We start from the raw sequence: 26,026 nt of genomic DNA on the forward strand, positions 1-26,026 counted from the left end.
CTACCGACTAGACACCCCAGGCTTCAACACCAACCACAACGCTGCCGCAATCAACACCCCGCCATACACATGCGCCATGCCCAGCGGCTCATCCAGCAGCAACGCGCCCCACAACACCCCGAACGGCGGGATCAGAAAGGTCGTGGTCATGGACTTGACCGGGCCGATGGAGCTCAGCAGCCGGAAATAAAGAATATAGGCAAATGCCGTACACACCAGGCCCAGGCCCAGCAGTGACAGCCAGACGCTCCAGCCACCCCAACTGGCCGGCGGTTGGGTGATCACGCTGTAGCCAAACAGCGGCAACAGGAAGAGCGTGGCGCCGAACATGCTGCCCAGGGCGGACAGGCGACTGTCCAGGCCGCCTTGATGATCGAGCCAGCGCCGGGTAAGGAAGCCGGCAAAGCCGTAGCAGGTGGTTGCGAGCAGGCAGGCGAGGGCGCCCATCAGCAGTTGCAGGTCGAACGCCACCGGGCCGGCCCGGGTGAGGATCGCGACGCCCATCAGGCCGAGAAAGACCCCGCTGACCTTCGCCGCCGTGAGTGGCTCGCGGAAAAACAGCCCACCGATCAACACGCCCATCAGCGGTGTCGTCGCGTTGAAGATCGCCGAATAACCGGCCGGCAACACTTGCGCTGCCAGGGAGTAGAACGTTGCCGGAATACCCGAGTTGATCAAGCCCAGTACCATCACGGCTTTCAGCTTGCCGCGAAAATTCCAGTCGACACGCATCAGCGCGAGGATGACCAGCAGGCCGACGAAGGCAATGGAAACGCGGAAGAAGGCCGTAGGAATCGTGCCAAGGACCGGGGCGATGATGCGCATGAACAAAAAGCTCGCGCCCCAGATGGCGGCCAATGACAGCAAACGCAGGATATCGACGAGGTTCACGAATCTGTCCTTCCTTGATCGGGCCGCAAGTGTCGCCCCGCCAAACACCGATGGCAATGGTTGCGTTGCCGAGCAATTGACCTCTAAGCTCAATCGCCAATAACAAGCATGACCCGCCGAGGTTTACCCTATGCCGCAGCCATGGCCCGCCACCGATATCGCCCGTTCGATCCTCGACGGCTTCGACGATTATCGCGAGCATTTCCGGCAGATCACCGATGGCGCCCGCGCCCGGTTCGAGCAGGCCCAATGGCTGGAGGCGCAGGCGGCATCGGCGGCGCGCATCAATCTGTATGAAGAAAAAGTTTTCGAAACCGTCGCCAGGTTACGCGACGCCTTCGCTGCCGAAGCCTTGATGGATGTCGGCTGCTGGCCGCTGGTGAAAAGCGCCTACATCAGCCTGATCGACCTGCGCTTTGACGACGAATTGTCGGAGACCTGGTACAACTCGATCTTCTGCGGCCTGTTCAGTCATGACCTGATCAGCGACGGCACCATGTTCATCCACACGACGCGGCCAAGCCTGCGCCGTGCCCGCGCGGCCCAGACCCGTAGCTACAAGCCCCAGGGGCAACTGGACAAGATGCTGGTGGCGATCTTCGCCGATTATCGCTTCAGCGAGGAGTACGCCGACCTGCCTGGCGACCTGCAACGCCTCGAAAGCCAACTGCGCGAGAACCTGCCGGACTGGGTCTGCAAGGACCCGGAACTGACGGTCGAACTGTTTTCCTCGGTGCTCTATCGCAACAAGGGCGCCTACCTGGTGGGCCGCATCTACACCCGCGACGACCAATGGCCGCTGGTGATCCCGCTGCTGCACCGCGAAGGTCGCGGTATCCAGATCGACGCGCTGATCACCGACGAGGCGCAGGTGTCGATCATCTTCTCGTTCACCCGTTCGTACTTCATGGTCGACGTGCCGGTGCCGGCGGAATTCATCGGCTTTCTCAAGCGCATCCTGCCGGGCAAGCACATCGCCGAGCTGTACACCTCGATTGGTTTCTACAAGCACGGCAAGTCGGAGTTCTACCGCGCCTTGATCAACCACCTGGCGAACACCGACGACCAGTTCATCATGGCGCCGGGTGTGCGCGGCATGGTCATGAGCGTGTTTACCCTGCCGGGCTTCAACACGGTGTTCAAGATCATCAAGGACCGTTTCTCACCGTCGAAAAACGTCGACCGGGCCACGGTCATCGAGAAGTATCGACTGGTGAAAAGCGTCGACCGGGTCGGGCGCATGGCCGACACCCAGGAGTTCGCCGACTTCCGCTTCCCCCTGGGCAAATTCGAGCCGGCGTGCCTGGAGGAACTGCTTGAGGTCGCGCCGTCCACGGTGTCGGTGGAAGGCGACACCGTGCTGATTCGCCACTGCTGGACTGAACGCCGGATGACGCCCCTGAATCTCTATCTGGAAAACGCCAACGAAGCCCAGGTGCGCGAGGCGCTGGAAGACTATGGCCTGGCGATCAAGCAACTGGCGGCGGCCAATATCTTCCCCGGCGACATGTTGCTCAAGAACTTCGGCGTGACCCGCCATGGCCGGGTGGTGTTCTACGACTACGATGAAATCTGCTTCCTCACCGAAGCCAACTTCCGCCACATCCCCCAGCCGCGCACGCCGGAAGATGAGATGGCGTCCGAGCCCTGGTATTCCATCGGCCCGCTGGACGTCTTTCCCGAAGAATTCCCGCCGTTCCTGTTCGCCGATGCCGGCCAGCGCAAGCTCTTCGATCAACTGCACGGCGAGCTGTACAACGCTGACTACTGGAAAGGCCTGCAAGAGGCGATCCGGGCGGGGAAGGTGATCGATGTGTTCCCGTATCGGCGTAAGGGGTAGAAGCAGCTTCAAGCTTCAAGCTTCAAGCGGCAAGTTTCGGGTTTCAGGCCGGTGCCGCTTGCAACTTGTCGCTTGCAGCTTGAAACTTGCCGCTGCTCCTACTCCCCTGCGTACCTGATGACCGACCAAGCCCCCACAATCGACAAACTGCTGAAAAACCTCGATCACGCCATGCTCGCCGACCGTCACCGGTTGCGGCGGCAGTTGCTCGAGCTGCGCAAGAAGCCCGACGAAGCCAAGCTGGCCCAGTGGGTGACGCGCATGCAGGCGTCGTGCGACCAGGTGCTGGCGCGCAAGGCGAGCGTGCCGTCGATACGCTACGACGACAACTTGCCGATCGCCGCCAAGCGCGACGAAATCAAGGAGGCGTTGCTCAAGCATCAGGTGTTGATCATTGCCGGCGAAACCGGCTCGGGCAAAACCACGCAGTTGCCGAAGATCTGCCTGGAAATCGGCCGCGGCCAGCAGGGCTTGATCGGCCACACCCAGCCGCGCCGCATCGCGGCCCGCAGCGTGGCGAGCCGGGTCGCCGATGAGCTGGCCACGCCGTTGGGCGCGCTGGTGGGTTATCAGGTGCGGTTCGAGGACCAGAGCGACGCCAACACCCTGATCAAGCTGATGACCGACGGTATCCTGCTGGCCGAAACCCAGAACGACCGTTACCTCGAACGCTACGACACGATCATCGTCGACGAAGCCCACGAGCGCAGCCTGAACATCGACTTCCTGCTCGGCTACCTCAAGACCCTGCTGCCGCGTCGTCCGGACCTGAAAGTCATCATCACCTCGGCGACCATCGACCTGGAGCGCTTCTCCAAGCATTTCGATGACGCGCCAATCGTTGAAGTCTCGGGCCGCACCTTCCCGGTGGAAACCTGGTATCGCCCGCTGACGCTGGAGCAGGACGAGGAGGGCAACCGGGTCGAGGACGACTTGACCGTCGACCAGGCGATCCTCGCCACCCTCGACGAAATCGCCGCCTACGAGCGCAGCGAACGGCGCAGCCCCGGCGATGTGCTGGTGTTTTTGCCGGGCGAGCGGGAGATTCGCGACGCCGCGGAGATGCTGCGCAAGGCCCAGCTCAAGCACACCGAAATCCTGCCGCTGTATGCGCGCCTGTCGCCCGCCGAACAACAACGCATCTTCCAGTCCCACCCGGGCCGTCGCGTGGTGCTGGCGACCAACGTCGCCGAGACCTCGCTGACCGTGCCGGGCATCCGCTACGTGATCGACAGCGGCACCGCGCGCATCAGCCGCTACAGCTATCGCGCCAAGGTCCAGCGCTTGCCCATCGAAGCCATTTCCCAGGCCAGCGCCAACCAGCGCAAGGGCCGCTGCGGACGGGTCGAGCCGGGGATTTGCGTGCGCCTGTACAGCGAGGAAGATTTCCTCAGCCGTCCCGAGTTCACCGATCCGGAAATCCTGCGCACCAACCTGGCGGCGGTGATCCTGCAGATGCTGCACCTGCGCCTCGGCGAAATCACCGATTTCCCGTTCATCGAGCCGCCGGACGGCAAGGCTATCAGCGACGGTTTCAACCTGCTGCAAGAACTCTCGGCGGTGGACCGCAACAGCCAGTTGACGCCGTTGGGTCGGCAATTGGCGCGCCTGCCGGTGGACCCACGCATGGGCCGCATGTTGCTGGAAGCGGCGAAATTGGGCAGCCTCCAGGAAGTGCTGATCGTTGCCAGCGCCATGTCGATCCAGGACCCGCGCGAGCGTCCGCCCGAGCGCCAACAGGCCGCCGACCAGGCCCACGCCCAATGGAAGGACGCGGATTCGGACTTTGCCGGGCTGGTCAATCTGTGGCGCGGTTTTGAAGAGCAGCGCCAGGCCTTGACCGCCAGCCCGCTGCGCAACTGGTGCCGCAAGAACTTCCTGAATTATTTGCGCCTGCGCGAATGGCGCGATTCCCATCGCCAGTTGAGCCTGATCTGCCGCGACATGCAGCTGAGCCTCAACAAGGACCCGGCCGACTACCCGAAACTGCACAAGGCCGTACTGTCGGGCCTGTTGAGCCAGATCGGCCAGAAGACCGAAGACGGCGATTACCTCGGTGCTCGCCAGCGGCGCTTCTGGGTCCACCCCTCGTCGGGCCTGGGCAAGAAACGCCCGCAGTGGCTGATGACCGCCGAGCTGGTGGAAACCACCAAGTTGTACGCACGCATGGTGGCGAAGATCGAGCCGGACTGGATCGAACCGCTGGCCGGGCACCTGATCAAGAAAAACCACTTCGAGCCCCATTGGGAGAAGAAGCGCGGGCAAGTGGTGGCCTATGAGCAAATCACCTTGTTCGGCCTCATCGTCGTCGGTCGCAGGCCGGTGCACTACGGGCCGGTGGATCCGGTGGTGTCCCGTGAGTTGTTCATCCGCGAGGCGCTGGTACGCGGCGAGATCCAGTCGAAGGCCAAGTGCCTGAGCGCCAACACGCGCTTGCTGGAACAACTCGACGAGCTCGAAGCCAAGGCCCGTCGCCGTGACATCCTCGCGGACGAGGAAACCCTGTTTGCCTTCTACGATGCGCGCCTGCCCGCCGAGATCCACCAGACCGCGACGTTCGATAGCTGGTACCGGATCAACAGCCAGAAAGACCCGCAGCTGCTGATCATGCGTGAGGAAGACGTGCTGGCCCGCGAGGCGAGCGAGGTGACGGCCAACCAGTACCCCGACACCTTGCGTGTCGGCGACCTGACCTTGCCGTTGAGCTATCACTTCGAACCCAACCATCCCCGCGACGGTGTGACCTTGCGGGTGCCGGCGCCGCTGCTGCCGATGCTCCCGCCGGAGCGTCTGGACTGGCTGGTGCCGGGGATGATCGAAGCCAAGTGCATCGCCCTGGTGCGCAACCTGCCCAAGGCCTTGCGCAAGAACTTCGTGCCGGTGCCGGATTTCGTCAAGGCGGCGCTGCAGCGCATTACGTTTGCCGAGGGCTCGTTGCCACAGTCGTTGGGGCGTGAGCTGCTGCGCATGACCGGCGCGCGGGTCAGTGATGAAGCCTGGGCCGAAGCGACGCAGCAGGTTGAAAGCCATCTGCGCATGAACCTTGAAATCGTCGATGGCCAGGGCAAGTTTCTCGGCGAAGGGCGAGACCTGGCCGAACTGACCGCGCGGTTTGCCGAAGCCAGCCAGGCCGCGTTGGCCGTGCCGCAAACGGCCAAGAGCCAGGAACCGGTGGAAGCGAAAGTCTTCGCGCCGGTGGCCGAGAAAACCCAGCAGAAGATTGCCGGATTGTCGATGACGGTCTACCCGGCGTTGGTGGAAGAGGGCGGGGTGGTCAAGGAAGGACGCTTCCCGACCCCGGCCGAAGCCGAGTTCCAGCATCGTCGCGCGTTGCAGCGCTTGCTCATGCAGCAATTGGCCGAAACGGCGAAGTTTCTCCGAGGCAAACTGCCCGGGTTGACGGAGTTGGGCTTGTTGTACCGCGAGCTTGGGCGCGTGGACGGTCTGGTGGAAGACATCCTGCTGGTCAGCCTCGACAGCTGCATCCTCGAAGGCGAGCCGAGCCTGCCCCGTGACGGTGCCGCACTGGCGGCCCTGGCCGAGCGCAAGCGTGGCGGCTGGACCGAGCACGCCGAACGCCTGGCGAAACTGACCCTGGACATCCTCAAAATCTGGCACGGCTTGCAGAAACGCTTCAAGGGCAAGATCGACCTCGCCCAGGCCGTGGCGCTGAATGACATCAAGCAGCAGCTTAGCCACCTGGTGTATCCGGGCTTCGTGCGGGAAACCCCGCACCAATGGCTCAAGGAGCTGCCGCGCTACCTCAAGGCCATCGAGCAACGCTTCGAGAAGCTGGGCAGCCAGGTGCAGAAGGACCGAGTCTGGAGCGGCGAGCTGTCCAACCTCTGGGCGCAATACCAGGCCCGCGCCAGCAAACACGCCCAGGAAGGCGAGCGCGACCCGCAATTGGAGCTGTACCGTTGGTGGCTTGAGGAATACCGCGTGTCGCTGTTTGCCCAGCAATTGGGGACCAAGGTGCCGATCTCCGACAAGCGTCTGGGCAAGCAGTGGGGGTTGGTGGAGGGTTGATGCCACACACCATCAACTTTCTGTGAAGCGCTGTGGGAGCGAGCTCGCTCCCACAGGGTAGGGTGTTGTAGTGAATGGAACATGGGCCAAACGCCAGCGTTTATGGCAAACTTCGCGGCTATAAATGCCGGTCCCGTGGTTTTGCGCTTCAATCTCACGGGCGGATCGGAATAAAGCGATGCCTGGGCTGCTTCCCCGGATGGGAAAAGTCCCTTTGTGTGTTGGTACGTCGGTGCCAATATTTTCTGCCTGAACAGATCAGAGACACGACCATGCATAACGTCGTCATCAGCGGCACCGGCCTGTACACCCCGGCCAACAGCATCTCCAACGAAGAGCTAGTGCAATCTTTCAATACCTATGTCGCGCAGTTCAACGCCGATAACGCCGAGGCCATCGAGCGCGGCGAAGTGGAAGCATTGACCGAATCCAATGCGGCGTTCATCGAAAAGGCGTCGGGCATCAAGAGCCGCTTTGTCATGGACAAGGACGGTATCCTCGATCCACAACGCATGACCCCACGCCTGCCCGAGCGCTCCAACGACGAGTGGTCGGTGCTTTGCGAAATGGCCGTCGGCGCCGCGAAACAAGCCCTTGAGCGCGCCGGCCGTACCGCCGCCGACATCGACGGCGTGATCGTTGCCTGCTCCAACCTGCAGCGTCCATACCCGGCCATCGCCATCGAAGTCCAGGAAGCCCTGGGCATCGAAGGTTTTGGTTTCGACATGAACGTGGCCTGTTCCTCGGCGACGTTCGGCATCCAGGCCGCCGCCAACAGCGTGCAGCTGGGCCAGGCCCGGGCGATCCTGATGGTCAACCCGGAAGTGTGCACCGGCCACCTGAATTTTCGTGACCGCGACAGCCATTTCATCTTCGGTGACGCGGCCACGGCTGTGATCATCGAGCGCGCGGACCGGGCGACCTCGCCGTACCAGTTCGACGTGGTCAGCACCAAGCTGCTCACCAAGTTCTCCAACAACATCCGCAACAACTTCGGCTTCCTCAACCGCGCGGCGGAAGAGGGCATCGGCACGCGGGACAAACTGTTCGTCCAGGAAGGCCGCAAGGTGTTCCGTGATGTCTGCCCAATGGTGGCGGAGCTGATCGGCGCTCATTTGGCAGAAAACCAGCTGAACGTCGGCGAAGTGAAGCGATTCTGGCTGCATCAGGCCAACCTGAGCATGAACCAGCTGATCGTGCGCAAGCTGCTGGGACGCGAAGCCACCGAAGAGGAAGCCCCGGTGATCCTCGACCGCTACGCCAACACCAGCTCGGCCGGTTCGGTGATTTCATTCCACATGTACCAGGACGACTTGCCCAGCGGTTCGGTCGCGGTGCTCAGTTCGTTTGGCGCCGGCTATTCGATCGGCAGCGTGATCCTGCGCAAGCGCTGATTTGACGCTGCTCGATTTCCCTGTGGCGAGGGAGCTTGCTCCCGCTGGGCTGCGCAGCGGCCCTATTGTCACTCCGAAAGCCGTGATGACAGTCGGTATGGGGGCGCTTCGCGCCCCAGCGGGAGCAAGCTCCCTCGCCACAAAAAGCAGCCTGATCAGCTCTTCACCGCTCTAGCTTGCCGCTCGCAGCTCACCTCTCGAAGCTGCTCTTTTTTTTATTCCCTTTCGAAGTAAAAAGTTCCGCTGTCATAAAATCTTTATGTGATAGCAACTCGCCTGACATAACCCATCGCCAAGATCCCCTCCCAACACCAGCGGGCCCAGTTCCGCGTGTTTTCTAACGCATAGACTACCAACTAGGGGAATTCTTCGATGATCCGTAAGCACTTCGCAGGTGTTGCCGCCAGCGCACTGGCAATGGCAGTAACCGCCCAGGCTTTCGCCGGCACCGTGACCACTGACGGCGCCGATATCGTGGTCAAGACCAAGGGCGGCCTGGAGGTCGCTACCACTGACAAAGAGTTCAGCTTCAAGCTCGGCGGTCGTTTGCAGGCTGACTACAGCCAGTTTGATGGTATCTACACTGACAACGGCAACTCGGCAGACGCCGCTTACATCCGCCGTGCCTTTCTGGAACTTTCCGGCGTGCTGTACACGGACTGGGCCTATACCATCAACTACGACATGTCCCACAACAGTGGTGACTCCGACAACGGTTACTTCGACGAAGCGTCCTTGGCCTACAACGGCTTCAAGCCTGTTTCGATCAAGGTTGGCCGTTTCGACCCCGACTTCGGCCTGGAAAAAGCCACCAGCTCCAAGTGGGTGACCGCGCCAGAGCGTAACGCCGCCTACGACCTGATCGACTGGGCCAACAGCCACCAGAACGGCCTGGGCATCCAGGCGTCGAGCACTTTCGCCGATTCGTTCTACGCCTCGGCTGGCGTGTTCAGCAAAGACACCGACGACACCGACGGCGACAGCGTCAAGCAGGTCAACGGTCGCTTCGTGTTCGCACCGATGCACGACGCCAAGCAACGTGCTGCACTTCGGCCTGAACGTGGCTTCCCGTGACGTGTCCGACACCGTGTTCGATGCACGCTACCGCTCCCGCCTGGGCATGCGTGGCGTTGAAACCCTGGGCGGCAATGACGCCGGTCCAAACGGCAACCGTCCGGTACTGGGCGGCGCCAACAACTCCCCGGCCGGCTCGTACGACCGCGACACCGCGTTCGGCCTGGAAGCCGCTTTCGCCATGGGCCCGGCGTCGATCCAAGGTGAATACATCACCCGCAAGACCAAGGCTGACGCCGACGGTTTCGAAGACATCAAGGGCCACGGCTTCTACGTCCAGGGCGCGTACACCCTCACTGGCGAGTCCCGTGGTTATAAAGTCGGCAAGTTTGATGCGATCAAGCCGCAGAACAAGTCCATCGGCGCCTGGGAAGTGTTCTACCGCTTCGACAGCATGACCGTTGAAGACGACAACATCACCACTGCAAGCGCCACCCGCGAAGTGGGCGATGCCGAAGCCAAGGTGCACAACCTGGGTGTGAACTGGTACGCCAACGAAGCGGTGAAAATCTCGGCCGCCTACGTCAAGGCCAAGACCGACAAGGTCACCAACGTCAACGGTGATGACGACGGCGACGGCTTTGTCATGCGCGCCCAGTACGTGTTCTAAATCGCTGACCTGATACACCGCTACATCTTCATCCGTTACAGCTCCTTTGAACCCCGCCTCTGGCGGGGTTTTTTTTATCCCCGTCCGCTCAGGATCGGCGATACTCGCGCAATCCGTCGTCTGGATCCCGGGGAACCGCATGCCGCTTCACGTCTTGGACAGCCTGTCCGCCATCTCACCGCAAGAATGGGACGCGTTGGTGCCCGTCAACCAACCCTTCCTGCGCCACGCTTTTCTCACCGCCCTGGAAGACAGCGCCAGCCTGGGCTCGCATACCGGGTGGCAGCCCGAGCACTTGCTGCACATCGAGGAAGGGCGGCTGCTGGCGGCGTTGCCCAGCTATCGCAAATGGCACTCTTATGGCGAGTACGTGTTCGATCACGGCTGGGCCGATGCTTGCGCCCGGGCCGGCATCGACTATTACCCCAAGCTGCTGACGGCGGTGCCGTTCAGTCCGGTCAGTGGCCCGCGACTGTTGACGGCGCGTGCTGAGGATGGCCTGGAGTTGCTGGGCAGCTTGCCGGGCTATCTGGAGATCGAAGGGCTTTCCAGTGCCCACATCAATTTCACCGATGCCTCTACCGATGCTGCTCTGGCCGGGCAGGAGGGCTGGTTGCAGCGGATCGGCTGCCAATACCACTGGCAGAATCGCGGCTATCGGGACTTCCAGGATTTCCTCGATGCGCTCAGTTCCCGCAAGCGCAAGCAGATGCGCAAGGAACGCGAGCAGGTGGCGGGGCAGGGCATTGATTTCGAATGGCTGGAAGGCCGTCAGTTGGACGAGGCGCAGTGGGATTTCGTCTACGCCTGTTACGCCAACACCTACGCGGTGCGTCGGCAGGCGCCTTATCTGCCCCGTGCGTTCTTCAGCCTGCTGGCCGAGCGCATGCCCGAGGCCATTCGCGTGGTGCTGGCCAAGCAAGGTTCACGGCCGGTGGCGATGGCGTTCAGCCTCGTGGGCGGCGACAGCTTTTATGGGCGTTATTGGGGTTGCCTGGCGGAGTTTGATCGCTTGCATTTCGAGACGTGTTTCTACCAGGGCATGGATTACGCGATTGCCAATGGCCTGCAACGTTTTGACGCCGGGGCCCAGGGCGAGCACAAGTTGATTCGTGGGTTCGAGCCGGTGATCACCCGCTCGTGGCACTACCTGCGTCATCCAGGCCTGAAAGCGGCGGTGGCGGATTTTCTGGCGCGCGAACACGAGGGCGTGATGGCGTATGCCGAAGAGGCCAGGACGGCACTGCCTTATCGGCAGTGTTGAGGCTGTCTGAGCCCCAGTGGCGAGGGAGCAAGCTCCCTCGCCACGGGGTTTTGTGCTTAACCAGGGTTCAATCGATCCCGACAAATCCACCCGTCTGATGCTGCCACAGCCGCGCATACAACCCACCCTGGGCCAACAGCTCGGCATGGCTGCCCGTCTCGGCGATCCGACCTTTCTCCAGCACCACCAGCCGGTCCATCCGGGCGATGGTGGAGAGGCGGTGGGCGATGGCGATCACGGTCTTGCCTTGCATCAGCGTCTCGAGGCTTTCCTGGATGGCCGCCTCGACTTCCGAGTCCAGCGCGGAGGTCGCTTCGTCCATGATCAGGATCGGCGCATCCTTGAGCAGCACCCGGGCAATAGCGATGCGCTGGCGCTGGCCGCCGGAGAGCTTCACGCCGCGCTCGCCGACGTGGGCATCGAAACCGGTGCGGCCTTCGGCGTCCGAGAGCAATGGGATGAACTCATCCGCCCGGGCCTTGTGAACCGCTTCCCAGAGTTGCGCGTCGGTGGCGTCGGGCTTGCCGTAAAGCAAGTTGTCGCGGATCGAGCGGTGCAGCAGCGACGTGTCCTGGGTGATCATGCCGATGCGCGCGCGCAGGCTTTCCTGACCGACGTGGGCAATGTCCTGGCCATCGATGAGGATGCGCCCGCCCTGTACGTCATAGAGGCGCAACAACAGGTTCACCAACGTCGATTTACCTGCGCCGGATGGCCCGATCAGGCCGATCTTCTCGCCTGGCTTGATCACCAGGTTCAGGTCGCCGATCACGCCGCTTTTCTTGCCGTAGTGGAAATCCACATGCTCGAAACGCACTTCGCCCTGGGCCACCGCCAGTGGCTTGGCCTGCTCGCGGTCAGTGACGCTGACGGGCTGGGAGATCGTCTGCAGGCCGTCCTGGACCATGCCGATGTTTTCGAAGATGCCGGTGACCACCCACATGATCCAGCCGGACATGTTGACGATGCGGATCACCAGGCCGGTGGCCAATGCAATCGCGCCGACGCTGATCAGCGATTGGGTCCACAACCACAGCGCCAGGGCCGTGGTGCCCACGATCAGCAGGCCGTTCATGCTGGTGATGACCACGTCCATGCTGGTCACCACGCGGCCGGCCAGCTGGGCTTTTTCGGTCTGCTCTTCGATGGCTTCGCGGGCGTATTGCTGTTCGAAGTTGGTGTGGGCGAACAGCTTCAGGGTGGTGATGTTGGTGTAGCCATCGACGATCCGCCCCATGAGTTTGGAGCGGGCATCGGACGACACCACCGAGCGCTCCTTGACCCGTGGTACGAAGTAATAAAGCGCGCCGATGTAGGCGGCGATCCACATCAACAGCGGAATCATCAGGCGCCAATCGGCTTCGGCGAACAGCACCAGGGAACTGATGGCATAGATCAGCACGTGCCACAACGCATCCACGGCCTGCACCGCCGAGTCCCGCAAGGAGTTGCCGGTCTGCATGATGCGCTGGGCGATGCGCCCGGCGAAATCGTTCTGGAAGAAGTTGAGGCTCTGCTTGAGCACGTAGCTGTGGTTCTGCCAGCGGATCAGGCTGGTCATGCTCGGGCTTAGGGTCTGGTGGACCAGCAGGTCATGCAGGGCCACGAAGATCGGCCTGAACACCAGCGCAACCACGGCCATCCACGCCAGTTCAAGGCCGTGGACCTTGAAGAAGTCGGCGCTGGGCGTGGCCTGGGTCAGGTCGATGATGCGGCTCAGGTAGCTGAACAGTGCCACCTCGATCAGCGCGCCGATCAGGCCAACCACCAGCAGCGCGGCGAAGCTGGGCCAGACTTGTTTCAGGTAATAGGTGTAGAAGGGCAGGACGCGGTTCGGCGGGGCCGATGTCGGAGCGTCGCGGAAGATGTCGATCAGTTTTTCGAAACGGCGATAAACCATGGGTACCTAGCCCGGGCAGGGCTCTCCTTCTTTTGCTGTGGGCGGCGCGGGATCGCCGACGCCGCCCAGGCTTGCCCTGCGGGTTTAGTCGATGCGCTTGGCCGACTTGATGATCACAGGGTCGATCGGCACGTTTTGCATGCCTTGTTTGGTGGTGGTCTGGGAGTTGACGATGATGTCCACCACGTCCATGCCCTTGACCACCTTGGCGAACACCGCGTAGCCGGCGTCGCGGCCTGGGTCGAGGAAGGCGTTGTCGGCCACGTTGATGAAGAACTGGCTGGTGGCCGAATCCGGGTTGGAGGTGCGGGCCATCGACAAGGTGCCGCGCACGTTATGCAGCCCGTTGCTGGCTTCGTTCTTGATCGGCGCCTTGGTGTCTTTCTGTTGCATCTGCTGGGTGAAACCGCCGCCCTGGGCCATGAATCCCGGAATCACACGGTGGAAAATCGTGTTGTTGTAGAAGCCGCTGTCGACGTACTCAAGGAAGTTCTTGGTACTGATAGGGGCCTTCACCGGGTCCAGTTCGATTTCGATCTGGCCGTTGGTGGTGTCCAGCAAGACATGCGGCGCAGGCGCGGCCATCAGGTTGGCAGCAAAAAGGACGGTGCCGGCGGCGAGGGCGAGTTTTTTCAGCATGGGTTCAATGATCCTGGGTAGTGGAATCGATAGCGGTCAAGAATTCAAGCAGGGTCTGGTTGAAGCGTTCAGGTTGATCCAGCGGCGTAGCGTGCCGTGAATCGGTGATGACTGCCAGTCGTGCGTCAGGCAATAGCTTTACATAAGCCTCTTTCAGCGCCACCGGGGTGTAGTCGTGATCGGCGCAAATGATGAGGGTTGGACAGGCAACTTGCGCCAGGCGTTCCTGTACGCCCCAGCCGACAATGGCGTCGAAGCTGGCGAGATAAGCACGTTTGTCGTTCGTTGCCCAGCGCCGGGCCATTTCCAGGCGCAGCTCGGTCTGTTCGGGTTTGGGGAACAGCTTGGCGCCGAGGGCCTTGCCGATGGTTTCCAGGCTGAGCAGGCGCATCAGGCTCCAGCGCTTGAACCATTGCCAGCAATCATCGGGCGTGCGGACCTTGACCTCGGGGGCACTGTTGACGATGCACAGGCTCTTGACCCGCGCGGGTTCGTCGACGGCCAGTTGGAAACAGATCATGCCGCCCATGGACCAGCCCACCAGGTGCACGGCGCCCAGGTCGAGGTGATCGATCAGCGCGCCCAGGTCTGCGCTGAAACCGCCGATGCTGTAGCGCTCGCGTGGCTTGTCGGAGCGACCGTGGCCACGCACATCCATCACGATCAGGCGATAGCGGGCGGACAGCACGAGGATCTGCTTTTCCCAGTCCCGTGTGCTGGAACCCAGCCCGTGGACCAAAACCAGGGGCGCGCCATGGCCATATTCCTCGTAGTGCAGGTTGCAACCTTCGTGCTCGAAGTAGGCCATCGGTGAAGTCCTTGTCAGGCTTGTTCAGGGGCGGCAAACGGTGCATCCAACGGCGCCGTGTCAAAGGTGCGCAGCAGTTCGATGAGGATTTGCGTGGCCGGGCCCAGGGGTTTTTCCTTGTTGGAGAACAGATAGAAGGTCGAATTGCGGCTGCCTCCCTGTTCCAAGGGTAGACGCTTGAGCAAGCCTTCCTTGAGTTCTCGTTCGATCATGTGCCGGGGCAACCAGGCGAATCCCAGGCCGCTGCCGACAAACGTCGCGGCAGTGGCGAGGCTGCCGACGGTCCAGCGTTGTTCGGCACCAAGCCAGCCGACGTCCCTGGGCTGTTGGCGGCCGGAGTCGCGGATGACCACTTGCAGATGGCTTTCCAGGTCCTGGAAGTTCAGCTCGCGGTTGAGGCGGTGCAGGGGGTGCTCGGGATGGGCCACTGCGATGAATTCGACGTCGCTCAATTCCGCGCCCAGGTAACCGGGAATGCTGAAGCCACTGATGGCCAGGTCGGCCACGCCTTCGAGCAGCACTTCTTCGACGCCGGACAACACTTCCTCACGCAGCCGCACCCGGCAGCCTCGGCTCTGCGGCATAAATGCCGTCAGCGCCCGGACGAGGCGGGCGCTGGGGTAGGCTGCGTCGACCACCAGGCGCACCTCCGCTTCCCAACCTTGCTCCATGTGGTGGGCCAGGTCTTCCAGTTGGCTCGCCTGCTTCACCAGTTGCCGCGAGCGGCGCAACAATACGCCGCCGGCCTCGGTCAGCACGGCCTTGCGTCCATCGATGCGCAGCAGCGGCACGCCGAGCTGGTCCTGCATGCGGGCCACGGTGTAGCTCACCGAGGATTGGGAGCGGTGCAGCACTTCGGCGGCCTGGGCGAAACCACCGTGGTCCACCACCGCCTGCAACGTTCGCCATTGATCAAGGGTCACGCGGGGCGCTTTCATATTGAGCTCCTCTTGTCCTAAGCTGGCGGTCCCTTGGTGGAGACTGCCGAATGAAAAAAATCTGTTGTGCGCTGCTGGCCCTGTTGCCGCTGACCGCCTTTGCCTACCCGATCGATGTGGAAAAACACCTCAACGGCCTGAGCATCGACTACAACGCCTACGACACCGATGCCGACATCGGCTCGATCCAGGTCAACAACTACGGCAGCACCGATGCGGCTTGCAAAGTGGTGTTTCGCAACGGCCCGGAAGCGCCGCGCACCCGCAACATCGAAGTCGCCAGCCGGCAAGTTCAAGAACGCCACCGCCAAGTTCAACCGCAACATCATCAAGCTGCGCATCGAGCTGACCTGCAAGCCGAAATAACCGGCGGCGGGGCAGCGCCATAAAGCTTGCTCCGCTTATAAACGAAAATATCGATGTGTTGCAGCAATTATTTGCGCTTTTTCATCGATATGATCGCGCTTAACCTTCACTCCATCGACTGACAACATTTTCAGATGGAGCCTACAAGCCATGTCCCGCGTCCTGATCATCGAAAGCAGTGCCCGCCAGCAAGATTCGGTTTCCCGTCAATTGACCCAGACCTTCATCAGCCAATGGAAAGCTGCGCATCCGTCCGATGAAATCACCGTTCGCGACCTGGCCGTCAATCCTGTACCGCACCTGGATGCCAACCTCCTGGGCGGCTGGATGAAGCCGGCCGAGCAGCGCAACGACATCGAAAATGCTTCCCTGGAACGCTCCAACCAACTGACCGACGAACTGCTGGCCGCCGACGTACTGGTGATGGCGGCGCCGATGTACAACTTCGCGATTCCCAGCACCTTGAAAGCCTGGCTCGACCACGTGCTGCGTGCCGGTGTGACCTTCAAGTACACCCCCACCGGCCCCCAGGGTTTGTTGACCGGTAAACGCGCCTTTGTGCTCACCGCACGCGGCGGCATTCACATGCCGGCGGCGCCTCCGATCACCAGGAACCGTACCTGCGCCAGGTCATGGGTTTCATCGGTATCCATGACGTGGCCTTCATCCATGCCGAGGGCATGAACCTGGGCGGCGACTTCCAGGAGAAGGGTTTGAACCAGGCCAACGCCAAGCTTTCCCAGGTCGCCTGAGCCGTTAATCCTCGGGTAATCGCCGAGTGGTCTAGTGACTCGGCGCTTCCCTTCAAACCGTTTTGCGCATCGAACCTCCCTTTGCACTTATTGCTCCTGAGTGCATCAGCCCGATTGAACGCTTTAGCGAGATCGGGCTTTTTTTTGCCTGCAATTTTCCATTCGCTGAATGCCCATGTGGGAGCGAGCTTGCTCGCGAAGGCGTCGTGTCAGTCGATGCATTAGCTGCCTGATACTCCGCTTTCGCGAGCAAGCTCGCTCCCACAGGGTCCTGCGTGTCGAGATAGTCGCGACAACCACCAAAACCCGCTATCTTCGCCGCCATTCAAAACGAGGAGCGGTATGGGCTATCTACTTTTTGTGACCTTGATCCAGGCATTTTCCTTCAGCCTGATCGGCGAATACCTGGCGGGGCATGTCGACAGTTATTTCGCGGTGCTGGTGCGCGTCGTGCTGGCGGGACTGGTGTTCATTCCCCTGACGCGCTGGCGTCAGGTCGAGCCATCGTTCATGCGCGGGATGCTGTTGATTGGCGCTCTGCAGTTTGGCGTGACCTACGTCTGCCTCTATCTGAGTTTCCGAGTGCTGACCGTGCCGGAAGTGCTGCTGTTTACCATCCTTACGCCGCTGCACGTGACCTTGATCGAAGACGCCCTCAATCGTCGCTTCAATCCCTGGGCCTTGATCGCGGCGCTGGTGGCAGTGGCCGGCGCGGCGGTGATTCGCTACGACCGGATCAACCCGGATTTCTTCATGGGCTTCTTGCTGCTGCAACTCGCCAACTTCACCTATGCGGCCGGGCAGGTGTTGTACAAGCACTTGGTGGCGCGTCACCCAAGCGACCTGCCGCATTATCGGCGTTTCGGTTATTTCTACCTCGGCGCGCTGATGGTGGCGTTGCCGGCGTTCCTGCTGTTCGGCAAGGCTGATTTCTGGCCGGAGGCGCCGTTGCAATGGGGCGTGCTGGTCTTCCTCGGGCTGGTCTCCACCGCGTTGGGGCTGTACTGGTGGAACAAAGGTGCCTGCCTGGTCAACGGCGGCACGCTGGCGGTGATGAACAACCTGCACGTGCCGGTGGGGCTGCTGGTGAACCTGCTGATCTGGAACCAGCACGAGGCGCTGGGGCGGTTGCTACTGGGTGGGTCGGTGATACTGGCGGCGGTGTGGATCAGTCGGTTGGGGATACGACAACCTCAGCCTTCACCCTAACCCCTGTGGGAGCGAGCTTGCTCGCGATGGCGCACTATCAGTCAGCATCTATGTTTCTGACACACCGCTATCGCGAGCAAGCTCGCTCCCACAGGGGAATCGGGTTGGCTTCAGACCACCTGCTTCTGCGGCTCCGGCAGGTGACTCGCCCCCAGCACCGCCGGCAACAACCCCGCCCGCAGATCCGTGCCGCTCGGCTGCTGGTACAGGCCCAAGCCGAACTCCGGCATCACCGCCAGCAGGTAATCGAAGATATCCCCCTGGATGCGCTCGTAGTCGGCCCACACGGTGGTGCCGGTGAAGCAGTAGATTTCCAGCGGGATGCCCTGTGCGGTGGTCTGTAGCTGGCGCACCATGCAGGTCATGTTCGGCTGGATCTCCGGGTGGCTTTTCAAATAGGCCAGGGCATAGGCGCGGAAGGTGCCCAGGTTGGTCATGCGCCGGCGGTTGGCCGCCATCGCCGCGACGTTGCCCTGGGCTTCGTTCCAGGCCTTGAGTTCGGCCTGTTTGCGGCCCATGTAGTCGGTCAGCAGGCGAACCTGGGACAGGCGCTGCTCTTCGTCATCATGCAGGAAGCGCACGCCGCTGGCATCGATGAACAGGCTGCGCTTGATCCGTCGTCCGCCGGATTGCTGCATGCCGCGCCAGTTCTTGAACGACTCGGACATCAACCGCCAGGTCGGGATCGAGACGATGGTCTTGTCGAAGTTCTGCACCTTGACCGTGTGCAGCGTGATGTCCACCACATCGCCGTCGGCGCCCACCTGCGGCATCTCGATCCAGTCGCCGACCCGCAGCATGTCGTTGCTGGTCAACTGCACGCTGGCAACGAACGACAGCAGCGTGTCCTTGTAGACCAAGAGGATCACCGCCGACATCGCACCCAGGCCCGACAGCAGCAACAGCGGCGAACGATCGATCAGCGTGGCGACGATGATGATCGCGCCGAACACATACAGCACCATTTTCGTCAGTTGCACATAGCCCTTGATCGAGCGGGTGCGTGCGTGTTCGGTGCGGGCGTAGACGTCCAGCAGGGCGCTGAGCAGGGCACTGATGGCGAGCAACATGAACAGGATGGTGAAGGACAGCGCGACATTACCGAGGAAAACCGTGCTGGTCTTGCTCAGCCCCGGCACCAGGTGGAGGCCAGACTGAATGATCAGCGACGGCGTCGTCTGCGCCAGGCGATGAAAGACTTTGTTCTGGCGCAGGTCGTTGACCCAGTGCAGGGCCGGTTGCCGGCCGATCAGCTTGGCGCCGTGCAGGATCAGGTAGCGCGCCACGCGCCCGAGCACCAATGCGATCGTCACCAGCAGCGCCAGCGCAAGGCCGGAATGCAGCAGCGGATGTTGATCCAGGGCGCCCCAGAAATCCTGGAGGTTGAGCCAGAGTTGTTTGATATCCATGGGTGAGACGGTCTTCTGTGAGCGCGATGGGGCGAATTAGAGCATTTAAGCGCCGTGAAGTGACCGTTGATCGTGAATCCAGTCATCAAAACACGTCGATTTGCTGCCGTTTGCACAAAGAAACTCGGCCTTCGCGCTCGAAACCGTTACCCTATGCAGCTGTTTTTTTGCATTTCTTCGAGGTAGCACCCGTGTTTTCCCAATTCGCCCTGCACGAACGCCTGCTCAAAGCCGTGGCCGAGCTTAAATTTGTCGAGCCAACGCCGGTGCAGGCAGCGGCTATTCCGCTCGCGCTCCAAGGGCGTGACCTGCGGGTGACGGCGCAAACCGGCAGCGGCAAGACCGCCGCGTTCGTGCTGCCGATCCTCAACCGCCTGATCGGCCCGGCCAAGATCCGCGTCAGCATCAAGACCCTGATCCTGCTGCCGACCCGTGAACTGGCCCAGCAGACCTTGAAGGAAGTGGAGCGCTTCTCGCAGTTCACCTTCATCAAGTCCGGCCTGATCACTGGCGGCGAAGACTTCAAGGTCCAGGCCGCCATGCTGCGCAAGGTGCCGGACATCCTGATCGGCACGCCGGGGCGGATGATCGAGCAATTGAACGCCGGCAACCTCGACCTCAAGGAAGTCGAAGTGCTGGTGCTGGACGAAGCCGACCGCATGCTGGACATGGGCTTTGCCGAAGACGTGCAGCGCCTGGTGGACGAATGCGTCAATCGCCAGCAGACCATGCTGTTCTCTGCCACCACCGGCGGTTCGGGCTTGCGCGAGATGATCGCCAAGGTGCTGAATAACCCTGAGCATTTGCAGCTCAACGCGGTCAGCCAACTGAACTCCACCACCCGCCAGCAGATCATCACCGCTGACCACAACCAGCACAAAGAGCAAATCGTGAACTGGTTGCTGGCCAACGAGACCTACGAAAAAGCCATCGTCTTCACCAACACCCGGGCCATGGCCGACCGCATCTACGGTCGCCTCGTTGCCCAGGAATACAAGGCGTTCGTGCTGCACGGCGAGAAAGACCAGAAGGACCGCAAGCTGGCCATCGACCGCCTGAAGCAGGGCGGCGTGAAAATCCTCGTCGCCACCGACGTCGCTGCCCGTGGCCTGGACGTGGATGGCCTGGACATGGTCATCAACTTCGACATGCCCCGCAGCGGCGACGAATACGTGCACCGCATCGGTCGTACCGGTCGTCGCCGGCAACGACGGCCTGGCGATTTCGCTGATCTGCCACGGCGACTGGAACCTGATGTCGAGCATCGAGCGCTATCTCAAGCAGAGCTTCGAGCGCCGCACCATCAAGGAAGTCAAAGGCACGTACGGCGGACCGAAAAAGGTCAAGGCGTCGGGCAAGGCCGTTGGCGTGAAGAAGAAAAAGGTCGACGGCAAGGGCGACAAGAAAAAAACCGGCGCCAAGGCCCCGACCAAACGCAAGACCGCCAACCGCCCGAAGACCGACGCCCCGTCGCTGGTCAGCAAGGACGGCATGGCCCCGCTCAAGCGCCGCAAGCCAGAGGCGCCGAGCGGCTGAGTGAGTTGGCGTTAGCGCTTCATGAAAAAACCGGACCTTGGGTCCGGTTTTTTTATGCACAGATGAATCTGACACGACGCCCGTGGCGAGGGGATTTATCCCCGCTGGGGCGCGAAGCGGCCCTAAATCTGGCAACCCGGTATGTCAGATTAATCGGGAGGGCCGCTTCAGCCCAGCGGGGATAAATCCCCTCGCCACAAAAGCTGGTCATGCCTGACTCAGCGATCACTCCGCCTTCTTCTGCGCCTCTTCCAATTCCTGCAGGCGCTTGTCGATCAACTGGCACTTGTCCGGCAGATCCTTGCTGGAAGTCCCCAGATCCATGGCTTGCAGTTCGTCATTCATTTCCTTGGCCTTGGACGGGTCCTGCTCGGTGAGCTTGGCGACCTTGTCCGCCAGTTGCTCGCGCTTGAGGGTGGCTTCTTCAGGCGTGCAGGTGGCCCAGGCGGGCAGGGCGCAGGCGAGGGTGGCGGCGAGAGTGAGTTTGATGAGGGTTTTCATGGCTCGGGCCTCGTATTCCTTTGTTGGGCGGATATCCGGTTGAGGCTGGGGGCGGGTGGAAAGTTCATTGATTTACCATTTAGAAAATCCCGCTTTTGGGTTGTTGCGCCAGCAGTTTCTTTGCCTGTCCGCCGGCAGCAGGCGAGTCGAGAAGCGCATCCCTTCGATAAACCTATCAGTAGAAGCCTCGCACCAGCAGCATAACCGCACCGATGAAAACCACGCCCTCCATTAAAAGTGAATGCCCGCCCGGTGTCACATTGCGTAATAAACGGCGGGCGACAAACGCCCCGGGTACGGTTGCCAATCCGATCAAAAGCCCGCCCAGCACCAGTTTGGCGTCGAGCTGCTGGAACCCTCCGAATACGGCTACCTTGGCCAGTCCCATCGTCAAAGAGATGACCGCATCGGTTGCAATGAGAGGAGCGCCGTATAGCCCCGACGACAAGAGGATGGTGCTGAGTACTGGACCAGTTCCAGTCATTGCCCCATTGACGAGGCCAAACCCCGCGCCGCAAACGCCTTCTCCCAGGCTTCCAAGAGCGTGGTTGGATGACGAACGCAACCGTCGGAACAAGATGCTGCAAAACATGACCCCGCTGAGCAGGACGCAAATCCATCGTGAGGACAGCAGGGTGTAGCTGTAAGCACCCAAGGCGCAACAAGGCAAGCCCGCGCACAGCAGTCTTTTGACGTGTACCCACTCGATAGCCCGCCAAAACGCCCAGGCTCGGCTACCGTTAGTCAGGACCATGCCGACCGCCATTAGGGGGATCACGTTCTCAACGCCAACAATAGGCACCAGTGCGATGGGCAGGATCAATCCCGTCCCGAAGCCTGAAACGCCTCCGATCAGGGATGCAAAGAATGCAACGGCGGCGATCACTACTGTCTCGTACAGGCCAACGTTTCCCAACTGCAACCCCCTCTATTCTCCCGACCGTGTCTGGCATGATCAAGCAAAGTCCGGCTGCTGCTACAACGTTCAAGCAAAAAGGAAACAGATTTGAATGGCAACTACTTATCCTTCTTCGGGTATCCATTCTTCCTGACTTCGGTCCTGGTGATCGACGTCTTTTCATCAGTATGGGGTAAGGCTTGGGTCTTCGTTTTATAGCGCACGGCTCAACTGTTGATGCTGTGCTTGTAGAACCTGGTCTGTACCCAGAGTCCATTTTGCTTTCCGCGCATGTGAAAAACGGCGACCCGAAGGTCGCCCGTTTTCGTTATTCAGCAGCTTGCGCTCGCAGCCGTCTCCCAATCACATCCAACACATCACACCCATCGCGCAGCGATATCGTCAGCAGCTTGCAAAAATCAGAAAGCACAACCGTATCGGAGCTGATGTCCGAACGGAACGCGATGTTTTCCAGCAGCTGGGTCACGGTGCGGATGCGGTAGTCGGCGGTTTCAAAGAGTACGTCGAGTGGGGCGTCGGTTTCGATGAGGAGGGTGGCAGGCGTGCAGTCGACGCCAGTGATGGGCATGTATCTGGTCATAGCAAGAGCCTCGGAAGTTGATGAGCCTCTCTGTTGATGCGAGTCGCCAAACCCGGTCGTCTTTTTGAGCGACGAGGGACTATAGGCTGGCCCGGTCCAGTGCCACAAGACACCGCTTTCCGAGCTTCGTGTAGGACGTTTGGCCTGGCATTTGTCGGCTTAAAGCAAGCGACTGCTACGCAGTCGAGCGGGAGCAAGCTCCCTCGCCACGGGGCGGTGCTCGGCTTGAAGATTGTGCTTATCCGCATCGTTAGCCGCAGGGGTTGGCCTCTTAGTGTCCGTTGGGATGTGGATAAGTCCTCGTTTCTTCCACTACGAGCTGTTTTGTCATCTGTCTATTTGTAGGAAGTTTCAACCTTCGAGCGAGATCCTTCGTACTTCTATAGGGGACGCGTCTGATTTCAGAAGGACGGTTTCGACAGTAGTCTCTTTGGTCAGAGGTGCGCCGCGTCGAACCATTGGCCGGATCAGTATGTGGCTGGCGCGGTTGGCTACACCGAACGGCGAGGCGATGAGATCCGCATGCCTCCGCCCGATAGCTACGAAATAGGAGGCATACGTTATGTCGAAAACATCGAAAACTGACTGGGAGCGCTTGGCCAAGTTGGATGATGCGGACATCGATACCAGCGATATCCCCGAATTGGATGAGGACTTCTTCCGTCGCGCCGAGCTGCGTGTGCCGGTAAAGCAGGCGGTGACTATTCGCCTTGATGCCGATGTGGTTGAGTGGTTCAAGGGGCAGGGTGCGGGTTATCAAACACGCATCAATCAGCTTCTTCGGCAATACATGCAGGCTCAGCAGGGCCATCATCGGTGAGCAAATCAATGACAACGGGCGACTGAGAAGTCGCCCGTTGTCATTGATTCTGTTAGCGGCGCTCGCAGGTCTTCCGATTCGATCAATCCTCTCGCGTAGCGCTGTGGTTAAGGCAAAACTGGCGACTGCTGCGCAGTCGAGCGGGAGCAAGCTCCCTCGCCACGGGGACCGGGCTCGACTGGGCTGCTTGGCGCATCAGCTGTGGCAGCAACCACGCGGCTTGGCCTCTTCGTACTTATCATGATGCCGCACCCAATCCATGATCTCGTCTTCATTGCGGCCCTTGGGCGTGAGGTCGAGGTAGTTGTAGGTGCCGACCAATATGTCCAGGCCGCGGGCGTAGGTGGAGTAGGTGTGGAAGATGTCGCCGGCTTCGTTGCGATAGAAGACGCTCAGGCCTGGGAGTTCGCCTTCGGTGGTGTCGGTTTTTTCGTAGTTGTAGGTGGCTATTCCAGCGGCGGTGTCTTCGGTTTTAAAGCTGACACCGAAGTCATAGTTGAAGTCGCAGCCATGCGATGAAACCCAGTCGAAGGCCCAGCCCATGCGACGCTTGAAGGGTTGGAATTCAGCGAAGGGCGCGCGGGACACGGCCACCACGGCGACGTCGTGGTGGGCCAGGTGTTGGTTGGCGCCGTCGATGTGGTCGGACAGGAACGAGCAGCCTTGGCAGCCTTCGGTCCAGCCGGGGCCGAACATGAAGTGGTAGATGATCAGTTGGCTGCGGCCGCCGAACAGGTCGGCGAGGCTCAGTTCGCCGTGGAGGCCTTGGAAGCGGTAGGGTTTGTCGATTTTTACCCAGGGCAGGGCGCGGCGTTCGGCGCTGAGTTTGTCTCGTTCGCGGGTGAAGGCTTTTTCGTGGGCCAGGTGTTCGCGGCGGGCGGCGAGCCATTCTTCACGCGAGACGACCTGATGGTGCTCGATGTTCATGGGGCTTCTCCTCAGGGATGGATATACCGACGATTGCAAAAGTTAGTCGTTTGGCTGGCGGCGGATTCGACAAACCGTTGGTCGGCTTGTGGATATGGGCGGTCGAAAACCCGGCTGAACGGCGCTGAACCGCTTCGGTCACACGTTAGGTAGGCATCTCTCTCTTAAGCTTTAGAGGATGGACCAGGATGACGACTTATAACTGGGACTTGATCGAACGGTTGCTCCACGAAGTGCAGAACGGCGCCGGCCACAGTTTCACCCCTCGGCCTTATGCGGAGCAGCACGCGGCGGAAAAGGCGGCTCAGGGCGAGGAAATCGAGAACCTCGATCATCTGAAAGCGGTCGCTGGGGAGTACGAAAAATTACTGTTGGAGCGTGGGTATATCGAGCCCCGGCCAGAGGAGGAGGGCGGCAACGGCGAGAATTTTGTGCTGACACCACGCGGCTCGCGGTTGTTGAGCCTGATCGACAGCAGCATTCCGGGCAATGATCATCCGCGCCAGGTGCTGGATGAGCAGGAAGATGCGCTGGATGAGTTTACCTTTGATGATTTGGCTTCTAAGGCGCAGATTGCCTGATGGTCTGCGCTGAACCCTGTGGGAGCGAGCTTGCTCGCGATAGCGGTCTGACATTCAACTGATGTGTTGCCTGTTCAGCCACTATCGCGAGCAAGCTCGCTCCCACATTGGATTTACAGTGGTTTTACGAGCGTGCTGCCTTCAAGCATTTCAGATCACTGAAATCCTTCTTCACCCCATCAATCTTCTGCAACAACCGTTCACGCTGCGCCGGAGTGCTGTTGGCCATCAGGTCCACCAGCAGGCTGCGGGCCTGGGCTTCGGTTTTGTTGTAGGCCTCGCGGTAAGCGGGCGTCCATAGGCTTTCGCGGTTTACCAGCAGTTGCTCGATACGTTTCGGGAAGTCGGGGCTGTGGCGCTGGGCGACGGCTTCGCTGAACTGGTTTTGCCAGTGGGCGCGGTTGGCGATCCATTGTTGGTTCTGGTCGCCTAGGGCGTTGGACCAAGCCATCACCCGCTGGCGCTGTGCGTCGTTGATCGGGCCGATCCAGTCGTTGAGGCGTTTCTCCATGCGCTCGGCGCGCTCCTTGATCTGCTGTTCCAAAGTCGGCTTGAGGTATTCACGCTGCCGCTTGCGCTGGTCCTTGACGAACGCGGCGTCCATGTCGGCGACCTGCTCGTTGCTCAGGCCCTGCAATAACTCGATGGCCGAAGGTGTGATCTCCCGGGCGGTCTCGGCGATCGCGGCCTTGGCCTCGCGGGTACGCTGCTGCAAGGCTTCATCAGTCACCTGGTTGGTCTGCACCATGGTCTTCAGGCGATCGAGCCAATCCAGGTAGCCGGGCAATTGCGTGGTGCAATGCCAGCTCAAGTGTTCCTTGAGGCGATCGTCGAACCAGTCTTTTTGCTGACCGTTGATCTCCAGGTAATCGTTGAGTGTCCAGGGAATGATCAGGTCGAGGTTGCGGTAGGCCAGGCCGACACGGCTGCAAGCGGTGAGTGTCAGCAGCAGGGCGATGAACATGGCGGTGCGTACTAACCAGCGCGACATGAGCGAGTCCTTGCGAAAGCGGAGGTGCTTTGTTTGAGCATGGCAGGC

The 26,026-nt window shown here is 60.9% G+C and carries 18 protein-coding genes and 4 pseudogenes; 11 read left to right on the plus strand and 11 right to left on the minus strand.

The annotated features are described in order from the left end of the window. Window positions 1–891 (minus strand): DMT family transporter, encoded by an 891-nt coding sequence (locus AB4N42_RS10965; RefSeq protein WP_217860108.1) that lies wholly within the window; start codon window positions 889–891, stop codon window positions 1–3. A gap of 130 nt (window positions 892–1,021) precedes the next feature. On the opposite strand from AB4N42_RS10965, the gene aceK reads away from it, so the two are divergent. The 5 genes and pseudogenes from aceK to AB4N42_RS10990 all read left to right on the plus strand — a co-directional run bounded on the left by aceK (window position 1,022) and on the right by AB4N42_RS10990 (window position 11,102). After that, window positions 1,022–2,731, plus strand: a complete 1,710-nt coding sequence (aceK, locus tag AB4N42_RS10970) for a bifunctional isocitrate dehydrogenase kinase/phosphatase (RefSeq protein WP_460116171.1) — start codon at window positions 1,022–1,024, stop codon at window positions 2,729–2,731. A gap of 117 nt (window positions 2,732–2,848) precedes the next feature. Next, a complete protein-coding gene (gene hrpA / locus AB4N42_RS10975) occupies window positions 2,849–6,760 on the plus strand; it encodes an ATP-dependent RNA helicase HrpA (protein WP_460116172.1) in 3,912 nt (1,303 codons plus the stop codon). 272 nt (window positions 6,761–7,032) lie between these two features. Next, a complete protein-coding gene (locus AB4N42_RS10980) occupies window positions 7,033–8,154 on the plus strand; it encodes a beta-ketoacyl-ACP synthase III (protein ID WP_198797169.1) in 1,122 nt (373 codons plus the stop codon). 417 nt (window positions 8,155–8,571) lie between these two features. After that, window positions 8,572–9,838 (plus strand): annotated as a pseudogene (locus AB4N42_RS10985) (OprO/OprP family phosphate-selective porin). Between the two features lie 139 nt (window positions 9,839–9,977). Continuing rightward, complete coding sequence (locus AB4N42_RS10990) at window positions 9,978–11,102, plus strand: GNAT family N-acetyltransferase (protein ID WP_460116173.1); 1,125 nt, start codon at window positions 9,978–9,980, stop codon at window positions 11,100–11,102. Between the two features lie 67 nt (window positions 11,103–11,169). Here AB4N42_RS10990 and AB4N42_RS10995 read toward each other — a convergent pair whose 3' ends face one another. The 4 genes from AB4N42_RS10995 to AB4N42_RS11010 all read right to left on the minus strand — a co-directional run bounded on the left by AB4N42_RS10995 (window position 11,170) and on the right by AB4N42_RS11010 (window position 15,387). After that, the gene (locus AB4N42_RS10995) at window positions 11,170–13,002 is read right to left on the minus strand and encodes an ABC transporter ATP-binding protein (protein ID WP_030141164.1); all 1,833 of its coding nucleotides are present in this window, start codon (window positions 13,000–13,002) and stop codon (window positions 11,170–11,172) included. Between the two features lie 84 nt (window positions 13,003–13,086). Next, window positions 13,087–13,641: a peptidylprolyl isomerase gene (locus tag AB4N42_RS11000; protein ID WP_030141163.1), complete on the minus strand. Its 555-nt coding sequence runs from the start codon at window positions 13,639–13,641 to the stop codon at window positions 13,087–13,089. Window positions 13,642–13,645: 4 nt separating this feature from the next. After that, the gene (locus AB4N42_RS11005; protein ID WP_460116174.1) at window positions 13,646–14,449 is read right to left on the minus strand and encodes an alpha/beta fold hydrolase; all 804 of its coding nucleotides are present in this window, start codon (window positions 14,447–14,449) and stop codon (window positions 13,646–13,648) included. A gap of 14 nt (window positions 14,450–14,463) precedes the next feature. Further along, window positions 14,464–15,387 (minus strand): LysR family transcriptional regulator, encoded by a 924-nt coding sequence (locus AB4N42_RS11010; RefSeq protein WP_030141161.1) that lies wholly within the window; start codon window positions 15,385–15,387, stop codon window positions 14,464–14,466. A gap of 50 nt (window positions 15,388–15,437) precedes the next feature. On the opposite strand from AB4N42_RS11010, the pseudogene AB4N42_RS11015 reads away from it, so the two are divergent. The 3 genes and pseudogenes from AB4N42_RS11015 (at window position 15,438) to AB4N42_RS11025 (ending at window position 17,714) form a co-directional block, all read left to right on the plus strand. Next, a pseudogene (locus AB4N42_RS11015) lies at window positions 15,438–15,753 on the plus strand (3-phosphoglycerate kinase). Window positions 15,754–15,903: 150 nt separating this feature from the next. Then, window positions 15,904–16,505, plus strand: a pseudogene (locus AB4N42_RS11020) (FMN-dependent NADH-azoreductase). A 342-nt stretch (window positions 16,506–16,847) separates the two neighbouring features. After that, entirely contained in the window at window positions 16,848–17,714 is an 867-nt protein-coding gene (locus AB4N42_RS11025) for a carboxylate/amino acid/amine transporter (protein ID WP_323154361.1), read from the plus strand. A 110-nt stretch (window positions 17,715–17,824) separates the two neighbouring features. Here AB4N42_RS11025 and AB4N42_RS11030 read toward each other — a convergent pair whose 3' ends face one another. Next, complete coding sequence (locus tag AB4N42_RS11030) at window positions 17,825–19,123, minus strand: mechanosensitive ion channel family protein (protein WP_258648100.1); 1,299 nt, start codon at window positions 19,121–19,123, stop codon at window positions 17,825–17,827. A 191-nt stretch (window positions 19,124–19,314) separates the two neighbouring features. Here AB4N42_RS11030 and AB4N42_RS11035 point away from each other — a divergent pair. After that, window positions 19,315–20,659: pseudogene (locus tag AB4N42_RS11035) on the plus strand (DEAD/DEAH box helicase). A gap of 225 nt (window positions 20,660–20,884) precedes the next feature. Here AB4N42_RS11035 and AB4N42_RS11040 read toward each other — a convergent pair. The 3 genes from AB4N42_RS11040 to AB4N42_RS11050 form a co-directional block, all read right to left on the minus strand. Next, complete coding sequence (locus tag AB4N42_RS11040) at window positions 20,885–21,160, minus strand: hypothetical protein (RefSeq protein ID WP_030141155.1); 276 nt, start codon at window positions 21,158–21,160, stop codon at window positions 20,885–20,887. A gap of 175 nt (window positions 21,161–21,335) precedes the next feature. After that, window positions 21,336–22,046 (minus strand): sulfite exporter TauE/SafE family protein, encoded by a 711-nt coding sequence (locus tag AB4N42_RS11045; RefSeq protein WP_460116175.1) that lies wholly within the window; start codon window positions 22,044–22,046, stop codon window positions 21,336–21,338. A gap of 340 nt (window positions 22,047–22,386) precedes the next feature. Next, window positions 22,387–22,659, minus strand: a complete 273-nt coding sequence (locus tag AB4N42_RS11050; protein ID WP_030141153.1) for a hypothetical protein — start codon at window positions 22,657–22,659, stop codon at window positions 22,387–22,389. A 562-nt stretch (window positions 22,660–23,221) separates the two neighbouring features. On the opposite strand from AB4N42_RS11050, the gene AB4N42_RS11055 reads away from it, so the two are divergent. Beyond that, window positions 23,222–23,479 carry a BrnA antitoxin family protein gene (locus tag AB4N42_RS11055; RefSeq protein ID WP_460116176.1) on the plus strand — a complete coding sequence of 86 codons (258 nt, stop codon included), beginning with the start codon at window positions 23,222–23,224 and terminating at the stop codon, window positions 23,477–23,479. 195 nt (window positions 23,480–23,674) lie between these two features. Here AB4N42_RS11055 and AB4N42_RS11060 read toward each other — a convergent pair whose 3' ends face one another. Continuing rightward, a complete protein-coding gene (locus tag AB4N42_RS11060) occupies window positions 23,675–24,406 on the minus strand; it encodes a DUF899 domain-containing protein (RefSeq protein ID WP_217860094.1) in 732 nt (243 codons plus the stop codon). Between the two features lie 188 nt (window positions 24,407–24,594). Here AB4N42_RS11060 and AB4N42_RS11065 point away from each other — a divergent pair, with 188 nt between their 5' ends. Further along, window positions 24,595–24,987 (plus strand): hypothetical protein, encoded by a 393-nt coding sequence (locus tag AB4N42_RS11065; protein WP_030141150.1) that lies wholly within the window; start codon window positions 24,595–24,597, stop codon window positions 24,985–24,987. A 124-nt stretch (window positions 24,988–25,111) separates the two neighbouring features. On the opposite strand, the gene AB4N42_RS11070 is transcribed toward AB4N42_RS11065, so the two are convergent. Beyond that, window positions 25,112–25,978 (minus strand): DUF6279 family lipoprotein, encoded by an 867-nt coding sequence (locus AB4N42_RS11070; RefSeq protein ID WP_460116177.1) that lies wholly within the window; start codon window positions 25,976–25,978, stop codon window positions 25,112–25,114. Between the last annotated feature and the right edge of the window lie 48 nt (window positions 25,979–26,026).

The organism is Pseudomonas sp. H2_D02 (genome assembly GCF_054677635.1).

Bases quoted from the DNA above. Each gene is read 5' to 3' on its own strand.
- AB4N42_RS11055 (WP_460116176.1), top strand. From the start codon at position 23,222: ATGTCGAAAACATCGAAAACTGACTGGGAGCGCTTGGCCAAGTTGGAT.
- AB4N42_RS10990 (WP_460116173.1), top strand. From the start codon at position 9,978: ATGCCGCTTCACGTCTTGGACAGCCTGTCCGCCATCTCACCGCAAGAA.
- hrpA (WP_460116172.1), top strand. From the start codon at position 2,849: ATGACCGACCAAGCCCCCACAATCGACAAACTGCTGAAAAACCTCGAT.
- AB4N42_RS11040 (WP_030141155.1), bottom strand. From the start codon at position 21,160: ATGAAAACCCTCATCAAACTCACTCTCGCCGCCACCCTCGCCTGCGCC.
- AB4N42_RS11070 (WP_460116177.1), bottom strand. From the start codon at position 25,978: ATGTCGCGCTGGTTAGTACGCACCGCCATGTTCATCGCCCTGCTGCTG.
- AB4N42_RS11030 (WP_258648100.1), bottom strand. From the start codon at position 19,123: ATGGATATCAAACAACTCTGGCTCAACCTCCAGGATTTCTGGGGCGCC.
- AB4N42_RS11065 (WP_030141150.1), top strand. From the start codon at position 24,595: ATGACGACTTATAACTGGGACTTGATCGAACGGTTGCTCCACGAAGTG.
- AB4N42_RS11050 (WP_030141153.1), bottom strand. From the start codon at position 22,659: ATGACCAGATACATGCCCATCACTGGCGTCGACTGCACGCCTGCCACC.
- AB4N42_RS11000 (WP_030141163.1), bottom strand. From the start codon at position 13,641: ATGCTGAAAAAACTCGCCCTCGCCGCCGGCACCGTCCTTTTTGCTGCC.
- AB4N42_RS11060 (WP_217860094.1), bottom strand. From the start codon at position 24,406: ATGAACATCGAGCACCATCAGGTCGTCTCGCGTGAAGAATGGCTCGCC.
- AB4N42_RS11025 (WP_323154361.1), top strand. From the start codon at position 16,848: ATGGGCTATCTACTTTTTGTGACCTTGATCCAGGCATTTTCCTTCAGC.
- aceK (WP_460116171.1), top strand. From the start codon at position 1,022: ATGCCGCAGCCATGGCCCGCCACCGATATCGCCCGTTCGATCCTCGAC.
- AB4N42_RS10980 (WP_198797169.1), top strand. From the start codon at position 7,033: ATGCATAACGTCGTCATCAGCGGCACCGGCCTGTACACCCCGGCCAAC.
- AB4N42_RS11005 (WP_460116174.1), bottom strand. From the start codon at position 14,449: ATGGCCTACTTCGAGCACGAAGGTTGCAACCTGCACTACGAGGAATAT.
- AB4N42_RS10995 (WP_030141164.1), bottom strand. From the start codon at position 13,002: ATGGTTTATCGCCGTTTCGAAAAACTGATCGACATCTTCCGCGACGCT.
- AB4N42_RS11010 (WP_030141161.1), bottom strand. From the start codon at position 15,387: ATGAAAGCGCCCCGCGTGACCCTTGATCAATGGCGAACGTTGCAGGCG.